3 protein-coding genes are annotated in these 2,127 nt (G+C 67.8%); 1 reads left to right on the top strand and 2 read right to left on the bottom strand.

All coding sequences use genetic code 11. The features are described from left to right. Window positions 1–433 (bottom strand): TetR family transcriptional regulator (locus tag VGK32_14555; GenBank protein HEY3382992.1); only part of this gene is annotated, 433 nt, incomplete at its 3' end. A 136-nt stretch (window positions 434–569) separates the two neighbouring features. Between VGK32_14555 and VGK32_14550 the strand changes: the two genes are divergently transcribed. After that, window positions 570–1,463: an SDR family oxidoreductase gene (locus VGK32_14550; protein HEY3382991.1), complete on the top strand. Its 894-nt coding sequence runs from the start codon at window positions 570–572 to the stop codon at window positions 1,461–1,463. A 93-nt stretch (window positions 1,464–1,556) separates the two neighbouring features. Here the strand turns inward: VGK32_14550 and VGK32_14545 are convergent. Beyond that, a partial coding sequence (locus tag VGK32_14545; GenBank protein HEY3382990.1) for a sugar phosphate isomerase/epimerase family protein occupies window positions 1,557–2,127 on the bottom strand: 571 nt, incomplete at its 5' end.

Below are 2,127 nucleotides of genomic sequence, written 5' to 3'. Positions count from 1 at the left end.
GGGCGAAGCCGACATGGAACACCCCGATCGCCGACTCGGCCGCGACGGCAGCCGTGACGGCATCGACGCCATGGTCGGTGAGTGCCTGAGACAGTGCCTGCTTGAGGGCGGCCAGCTTGAGGAGCTCGCGCTCCTGAAGGGCGGGCCCCGATGCGAGGACGGCGTTGCGCCACCTGGCGAACTCGCGGCGCTCGGCGGGAAACATGCTGGCCAGGGCGTCGAGCGCGACAGCGACGAGCCGCGCGGGATCGGCTGTGGGGGCTGCGGAGGTGACCGCTTCGACCATGCGGCGCTGCAGTTCTGCCGATCCGGCGAACAGCACTTCGCGCTTGTCGGAGAAGTAGCGGTAGAAGGTGCGTTCGGTGACGCCGGCCCGCTCCGCGATCTGGGCGACGGTGGTCTGTTCGTAGCCGGCTTCTGCGAACAGCGCCATTGCTGCAGCGCGCAATCGCTCCGGCGCCCCGGGCTCCCATCGGACCATGAGCACATCCTACGTGATGACAGAGTCTGACGTCAGTGACTACAGTGAGATGTCAGAACCTGTCATCAGGTACACGAGAGGAACTCCCATGAATGTCTTCATGACCGGCGCTTCCGGCTGGATCGGGTCAGCCGTCGTGCCCGAGTTGATCGCTGCCGGACACCAGGTCCGTGGCATCGCACGCTCCGCCGGATCGGCTGCCAAGCTCACGGCGGCCGGCGTCGAGGTGGTCGAAGCCAACCTCGACAACCTCGACGTGCTCCGTGCGGAAGCGGAGCGCGCCGAGGCCGTCCTGCACCTGGCCAACAAGCACGACTGGTCCAACCCGGCCGAGTCGAACCGCGCAGAGCGTGCTTCCGTTCAGACGTTCCTGTCTGCGCTGGAGGGGACCGGCAAGCCGTTCCTGCTCGCAGCTGGCACCGCTCGTCCGATCGGGCGTCCGCTCACGGAACTGGACGACAACCCGTCCTCCGCTGCCGACTCGCCCCGCGGCGGATCCGAGGGACTCGCCATGAGTTGCGCCGACCGCGGTGTCCGCGCGGTCTCGCTGCGGTTCGCGCCGACCGTCCACGGCACCGGCGGGGACCACGGGTTCATCTCGCTGATCGCTCGTGCGGCGCGCGAGCACGGCGCGTCCGCCTACGTCGGTGACGGCAGGAATCGCTGGACGGCGGTCAACCGCCTGGACGCCGCACGCCTGGTGGCGCTTGCCCTCGACAAGGCAGAGGCCGGCTCGGCCGCCCACGCCGTTGCGGAGGAGGCGGTTACGTCCCGGTCGATCGCAGAGGCCATCGGCGCAGCGCTCGGGGTGCCGGTCATCTCCATCCCCGCAGAAAAGGCAGTGGAACACTTCGGCTGGATCGGGAACTTCTTCGCCCTCGACATGCCGGCGTCCGCCCAGCTGACCCGCGAGCGTTTCGACTGGGAGCCGACCCACCCGACCCTCGCAGAGGACATCGCCGCGGGCGCGTACAACGTCTGAACCGGAATGGGGACGGTTCCTGATTCAGTCCAACCCTCACGGAGCGAGGAGGTGGACCGAATTGGAACCGTCCCCAATTCGGTTCAGGTCGCCTCAGGCGGTGGGTTGTGCGGCCTGGCTGAAGGCTGCGTCGAAGCTGGTGGCCGGTGGGTCGAAGAGGTTGGCGCGGACGAAGTCCACAGCCTCCTTGGCCCCACGGAGCCGGTCCATGCCTGCGTCCTCCCATTCGATGCTGACCGGGCCGGTGTAGCCGATCGCGTTCAGCGTCCGGAAGCAGCGCTGCCAGGGCACGTCGCCGTTGCCGGTGGACACGAACGTCCAGCCGCGGCGCGGGTCGCCCCACGGCAGGTGGGAGCCCATGCGGCCGTTACGGCCGTTGCCGGTGGCCATCTTCGTGTCCTTGCAGTCCACGGGGTAGATGCGGTCTGCGAAGTCGACAAGGAACCCGACCGGGTCGATCTCCTGCCACATCATGTGGCTCGGATCCCAGTTGAGACCGAACGCCTCCCGGTGGTTGATCGCCTCCAGGGTGAGCTTGGTCGACCAGTAGTCGTAGGCGATCTCGGAGGGGTGCACCTCGTGGGCGAACTTCACGCCCTCGGAGTCGAACACGTCAAGGATCGGGTTCCAGCGGTTCGCGAAGTCGGTGTAGCCCTCATCGATC

It is taken from the genome of Vicinamibacterales bacterium (genome assembly GCA_036504215.1).
Classification (GTDB): Bacteria; Acidobacteriota; Vicinamibacteria; order Vicinamibacterales; family Fen-181; genus FEN-299.
This window is presented reverse-complemented; position numbering and strand designations above follow the sequence as displayed.